The sequence below is a fragment of the Erwinia sp. genome (assembly GCF_031978025.1).
Lineage (GTDB): Bacteria > Pseudomonadota > Gammaproteobacteria > Enterobacterales > Enterobacteriaceae > Erwinia.
This window is the reverse complement of sequence record NZ_DALZCD010000268.1, coordinates 1-5960: the sequence shown is the minus strand read 5'-3', so window position 1 is coordinate 5960 and position 5960 is coordinate 1. Positions and strand designations below refer to the sequence as shown.

Below are 5960 nucleotides of genomic sequence, written 5' to 3'. Positions count from 1 at the left end.
GGCTCGCGCTAATGCAGGCTGGGCATAATGGATCGCGTGCTGCGAAAGAAGAAAAACCAGATCGCCGCTTTGTAACGACGTGAGCTGGTGCGGTAGATCGTCCAGACCGGTACCCGGCGTGAATTCGATCAGCGGCATGGCCCAGGCAACCCGGCCAGCGGTACGTAAACGACTGACCAAGTCTTCGGCCGCCGGAGTCGGACGGGTTACCAGGATGCTCATCTGGGCGGGTTTCCTTTATAGACTTCCGCCAGGATTTCACGCGCGCCATTGTTCAGCAGCTCTTCCGCCAGCGAGATGCCCATTTTCTCGGCTTCTTCGCGCGGTCCACGGCGCTCGCCGCGGATCATGGCACGGCCGTCCGGCGACCCCACTAAACCGCGCAGCCACAGCTCGTCGCCTTCCAGCTCGGCAAAGCTGCCAATCGGGACCTGACAGCCGCCTTCCAGGCGGGTATTCATTGCGCGCTCGGCCTTTACGCGTACCGCGGTGTCTTCGTCATTCAGGGCGGCAAGCAGCGTAATTGTCTGCGCGTCGTCAAGACGACATTCGATGCCGACCGCACCCTGGCCTACTGCAGGCAAAGACTCCTCCGCAGGCATGGCATGACGTATGCGATCGCCCATGCCCAGGCGCTTCAGTCCGGCCACGGCAAGGATAATGGCGTCGTACTCGCCCGCATCCAGTTTGCTTAGGCGCGTGCCCACATTACCGCGAAGCGATCGGATAACCAGATCCGGACGGCGCGCGCTCAGCTGGCACTGACGGCGCAGGCTGCTCGTGCCTACCACTGCGCCTTCAGGCAGCGCGTCAACAGAAGCAAAATGATGGGAGACAAATGCATCCAGCGGGTCTTCGCGTTCGCAGATGGTTACCAGTCCCAGGCCCTGAGGAAACTCGACCGGTACATCCTTCATAGAGTGAACGGCGATATCTGCCCGGCCGTCCAGCAGCGCCTGCTCCAGTTCTTTGACAAACAGGCCTTTGCCACCGACTTTAGCCAGCGGCGTGTCTAAAATGATGTCGCCTTTGGTGACCATAGGCACCAGCTCAACGCTCAGCCCCGGATGGCAGGCCATCAGGCGTTGCTGAACATAGTGGGCTTGCCATAGCGCGAGCGGGCTCTGGCGGGTAGCTATTCTTAAAATTTTGTCTGACATGCTGGTTACCGTTTTTATCGTTCACTGATTATCCTATCATTGATACGGGAAGGCTGACAGTTTCCGCCGCCTGAAACGGCAGGCGCGGGCGGGATGCGGGCTTTTTCGGTCGGGCTGAAGATAAAACGTGCTAAACTATTGGGTAGCGCAACTTTCTTTACGGTCAACCGACCAGGTGTTAGATTGATCACGTTTCCAGCAATTATTCGCACGACTATTTTTAAAGCAAGCGGCGGATATCGGAAACGGGGTTTTTTGCAGGCACTGGGATAATCAGGCGAGACGTCTTGTACCTCTACATTGAGACACTGAAACAGAGACTGGATGCCATTAACCAGCTGCGCGTCGATCGCGCACTGGCGGCCATGGGACCTGCCTTTCAACAGGTTTACAGTCTGCTGCCGACCTTATTACATTATCAGCACCCGCTGATGCCGGGTTACCTTGCGGGTAACGTTCCACATGGCATCAGCTTCTACACGCCTGATGAAAGCCAGAAGGCTTATCTTCTTGATTTGGAAGGTAAATCTGGCTCCGTCGCCGCACTCACGCCTAAGGGAGAAATGCCTATAACCGGCATTTATTCTATGGGCAGCACCTCTTCCGTCGGCCAGAACGCCAATTCCGACCTGGATATCTGGGTCTGCCATCAGTCCTGGCTGGATAATGAAGAGCGTCTGGCGTTGCAAAAAAAATGCACGCTGCTGCAGAAATGGTGTGCCGGCATGGGCGTTGATGCCAGCTTCTTCCTGATTGATGAAAACCGCTTCCGGCATAACGAGAGCGGTAGCCTCGGTGGAGAAGACTGCGGATCCACGCAGCATATCCTGCTGCTGGACGAATTCTATCGCACTGCTGTACGCATGGCCGGTAAACGTATTCTGTGGAATATGGTGCCGGGCGAAGAAGAAGAGCATTACGACGATTACGTTATGTCGCTTTACCAAAAGGGCGTGCTGACCCCGAATGAGTGGCTTGATTTAGGCGGCCTGAGCACCCTTTCTGCCGAAGAGTATTTTGGCGCCAGCCTGTGGCAGCTTTATAAAAGTATTGATTCACCCTATAAGGCCGTCCTGAAAACGCTGCTGCTGGAAGCCTATTCCTGGGAATATCCAGGCACCCGGCTGCTGGCAATGGATATCAAACAGCGCCTGCATGATGGCGAAATCGTGTCTTACGGTCTCGATCCTTACTGCATGATGCTGGAACGCGTCACCCACTATCTCACCAGCATTGACGATCACGCGCGTCTCGATTTGGTTCGCCGTTGTTTCTATCTGAAAGTGCGCGAAAAACTCTCCGTTGACAGCGGTCCGGGCTGGCGGCGTGAAATCCTCAGCCAGCTGGTCAACGAATGGGGCTGGGACAAACAGCGCCTGGCGGTACTGGACAGCCGTGCCGAGTGGAAAATCGGCCGCGTGCGTGAAGCGCACAACGAACTGCTGGATGCGATGATGCAGAGCTATCGCAACCTGATCCGCTTTGCCCGCCGCAATAATTTGAGCGTCAGCGCCAGCCCGCAGGATATTGGCGTGTTAACGCGCAAACTGTACGCCGCTTTCGAGGCACTGCCGGGCAAGGTAACGCTGGTTAACCCGCAGATTTCGCCCGATCTTTCCGAGCCGCACCTGACCTTTATTCACGTACCGCACGGTCGCGCCAACCGGGCTGGCTGGTATCTTTATAATCAGTCGCCGGATATGCAGTCCATCATCAGCCATCAGCCGCTGGAATATAACCGCTATCTGAACAAGCTGGTGGCATGGGCCTGGTTTAACGGGCTACTGACCAGCAAAACGCGGCTGCATATTAAAGGCAATGAGCTTTGCGATCTGGCCAGGCTGCAGGAGCTGGTGGCAGACGTGTCTCACCACTTCCCGCTGCGTCTGCCCGCGCCGACGGCAAAGGCGCTCTATAGTCCGTGCGAAATCCGCCACCTGGCGATTATCGTCAACCTGGAACACGATCCTACAGCGGCCTTCCGCAATCAGGTGGTGCATTTTGACTTCCGCAAGCTGGATGTGTTCAGCTTCGGACAGCAGCAACAGTGCCTGATCGGCAGCATCGATCTGCTTTACCGCAATTCATGGAATGAAGTACGCACGCTGCATTTCAACGGTGAGCAGGCGATGATTGAAGCGTTGAAAACCATCCTGGGCAAAATGCATCAGGATGCCGCGCCGCCGGATAATGTTGAAGTCTTTTGCTACAGCCAGCATCTGCGCGGCCTGATCCGTACTCGCGTGCAGCAGCTGGTGTCGGAATGTATTGAGCTGCGCCTCTCCAGCACGCGCCAGGAACCTGGCCGCTTCAAAGCCGTACGCGTCGCCGGGCAAACCTGGGGACTGTTCTTTGAGCGGCTCAGCGTCTCGGTGCAAAAGCTGGAAAATGCCGTTGAGTTTTATGGGGCTATTTCCAACAATAAGCTGCACGGCCTGTCGATCAAGGTGGAAACCGATCAAACGCGGCTGCCGTCGGTGGTCAATGGCTACGCCAGTGAAGGCCTCATCCAGTTTTTCTTTGAGGATACTAAAGACGATCACGGCTTTAATATCTACATTTTGGATGAGACCAACCGGGTAGAGATTTACCACCACTGCGAGGGCAGCAAAGAGGAGCTGGTGCGTGACGTCAGTCGCTTTTACTCTTCCTCTCACGACCGCTTTACCTACGGTTCCAGCTTTATCAACTTCAACCTGCCGCAGTTCTATCAGATTGTGCAGGTAGACGACAGGTGCCAGGTTATCCCCTTTCGTAGCCAGGCACTGACGCAGCTGTGCGCAACGGATTCAGACAACGATCCCAGCGATTACACGCCGCGCTATCAGATGCATTAACAATCGACGCCTGCATCCACGTAAGCAGTGGCCCTGAAGGATGCCGGCCTGTTATCGGTAATAAATAGCATAAGGCCCGAGCAGGCTACCGCTGAGACCGCCAAACAAACCGCACGGGTGCGTCGCCGTACCAATCGATTCTGTTTACTCTTCCTTATGAAGCATTTTTGTAGCCAGGCACGTCGCTTTTTGCCAGGCAAGGCAAACAGGATCCCCGCAGGCCGTACCGCTTTCCTTTCTGCCCGCTTCACCTTTTTCCTGTTGCTTTTAGCACTTCACCTGCGATGATAGTCTACCAACAGGCAGCAATGATGAGCAGAACAAGCATGAAGAAGATGATTTGCCGGATGGCGCTGGTGCTGGCCGTGGTCAGCCAGGCGGGATGCGGACTGAAAGGCCCTCTCTATTTTCCAAAGCAGGAGCAGCCGCAAAAAAATGCGGACGTGACGGCACCGCCAAAAACCACCAGCGGTAAGACGCGCAGCGCGCAGCAGCCGTCGACCACTACCGATGCGGAACAGCACTCGGCTCAGTAACTCATGACGCACTCGCTGGAGCCAAACATGCAGTTCTCCAAAATGCACGGTCTGGGCAATGACTTTATGGTGGTCGATGCCGTGACGCAAAACGTCTATTTTTCTCCTGAACTGATCCGACGACTGGCGGATCGGCATCTGGGAGTCGGCTTCGATCAGCTGCTGATCGTGGAACCGCCTTACGATCCCGATCTGGATTTTCACTACCGCATCTTTAACGCCGACGGCAGCGAAGTGGCGCAGTGCGGCAACGGCGCGCGCTGTTTTGCCCGCTTTGTCCGTCTGAAAGGGCTGACCAATAAAAGTGAGATCCGCGTAAGTACGCAGACCGGCCGTATGGTGTTGAGCATCACGCCAGATGAACAGGTGTGCGTTAACATGGGCGAACCCAATTTTGAGCCGCAGCAGGTGCCGTTTCGCGCTAACAAGGCGGAAAGCCTCTATCTGATGCGTGCGGCAGAGCAGACGGTAATGTGCGGCGTGGTATCGATGGGCAATCCACATTGCGTCTTGCAGGTCGACAGCACGAAAACGGCGCGAGTGGAAACGTTAGGGCCGGTGCTGGAAAGCCATGAGCGTTTTCCCGAGCGGGTTAACGTCGGCTTTATGGAAGTGGTCAGCCGCGAGCATATCCGCCTGCGCGTTTACGAACGCGGCGCGGGCGAAACGCAGGCGTGCGGCAGCGGTGCCTGTGCAGCCGTAGCGGTCGGCGTTCAGCAAACCCTGCTGGCAGAAAAGGTCCGTGTCGATTTGCCGGGCGGTAGCTTACATATTGCATGGAAAGGGCCAGGCCATCCGCTGTATATGACTGGCCCGGCCACTCACGTTTACGACGGATTTATTCATTTATGAAACATGTCAGCGAGGCCGCCAGCGACAGCCTGTTGAACGATAGTGCGGTCAGCGATTACCTGTTACAAAACCCGGATTTCTTTATCCGTAATGCCCGCAAGGTCGAGCAGATGGTGGTGCCGCACCCGATACGCGGGACGGTTTCGCTGGTGGAATGGCAGCTCAGCCGTCAGCGCCACCAGATCGCACAGCTGGAAGAAGAAATTACGCTGTTAATGGAGCAGGCCAGCGCTAACCATCAGCTGTTTGAACAGTTGCTGACCCTGCAGACGCGTCTGGCGGCAGCGGACAGCCTGCATGACATGCTGAACCGGCTGCACCGCTGGGCGCGTGAGCTGGGCCTGGCGGGTGCAAACGTACGGCTTTTCAGCGAGAAATGGCGCATTGGCGCGCCCTCTGACTTTACGCAGCTGGCGCTGTCGCGGCAGGCGTTCGAGCCGGTACGCATTCAGCGTCTGGGCAAACAGCCGCACTATCTGGGCAGCCTCAACGGCCCGGAACTGCTGCTGCTGCTGCCACAGGCCAAAGCGGTGGGATCGGTCGCCATGTCGCTGCTGGGTGAGCGCGGTGAACTG

Annotated in this window: 6 protein-coding genes; 4 read left to right on the top strand and 2 right to left on the bottom strand. The window is 56.6% G+C overall.

All coding sequences use genetic code 11. The features are described 5' to 3' along the window. Nucleotides 1-222 (bottom strand): uroporphyrinogen-III synthase (locus RTK32_RS17840; RefSeq protein ID WP_409451112.1); only part of this gene is annotated, 222 nt, incomplete at its 3' end. Continuing rightward, on the bottom strand, nucleotides 219-1160 hold the full coding sequence (hemC, locus tag RTK32_RS17835; RefSeq protein WP_312046342.1) for a hydroxymethylbilane synthase: 942 nt from the start codon (nucleotides 1158-1160) through the stop codon (nucleotides 219-221). The genes RTK32_RS17840 and hemC, both read right to left, overlap by 4 nt. Nucleotides 1161-1447: 287 nt before the next feature. Here hemC and RTK32_RS17830 point away from each other — a divergent pair, with 287 nt between their 5' ends. The 4 genes from RTK32_RS17830 to RTK32_RS17815 form a co-directional block, all read left to right on the top strand. Next, complete coding sequence (locus tag RTK32_RS17830) at nucleotides 1448-3997, top strand: class I adenylate cyclase (RefSeq protein ID WP_312046340.1); 2550 nt, start codon at nucleotides 1448-1450, stop codon at nucleotides 3995-3997. A gap of 326 nt (nucleotides 3998-4323) precedes the next feature. Next, entirely contained in the window at nucleotides 4324-4533 is a 210-nt protein-coding gene (gene lptM / locus RTK32_RS17825; protein WP_312046338.1) for an LPS translocon maturation chaperone LptM, read from the top strand. Between the two features lie 27 nt (nucleotides 4534-4560). Next, nucleotides 4561-5385, top strand: a complete 825-nt coding sequence (dapF, locus tag RTK32_RS17820) for a diaminopimelate epimerase (protein ID WP_312046336.1) — start codon at nucleotides 4561-4563, stop codon at nucleotides 5383-5385. Further along, on the top strand, nucleotides 5382-5960 hold a 579-nt coding region (locus tag RTK32_RS17815), incomplete at its 3' end, for a DUF484 domain-containing protein (RefSeq protein ID WP_312046334.1). The genes dapF and RTK32_RS17815, both read left to right, overlap by 4 nt.

Coding starts and splice junctions, on each gene's coding strand:
- dapF (WP_312046336.1), top strand. CDS start 4,561: ATGCAGTTCTCCAAAATGCACGGTCTGGGCAATGACTTTATGGTGGTC.
- lptM (WP_312046338.1), top strand. CDS start 4,324: ATGAAGAAGATGATTTGCCGGATGGCGCTGGTGCTGGCCGTGGTCAGC.
- hemC (WP_312046342.1), bottom strand. CDS start 1,160: ATGTCAGACAAAATTTTAAGAATAGCTACCCGCCAGAGCCCGCTCGCG.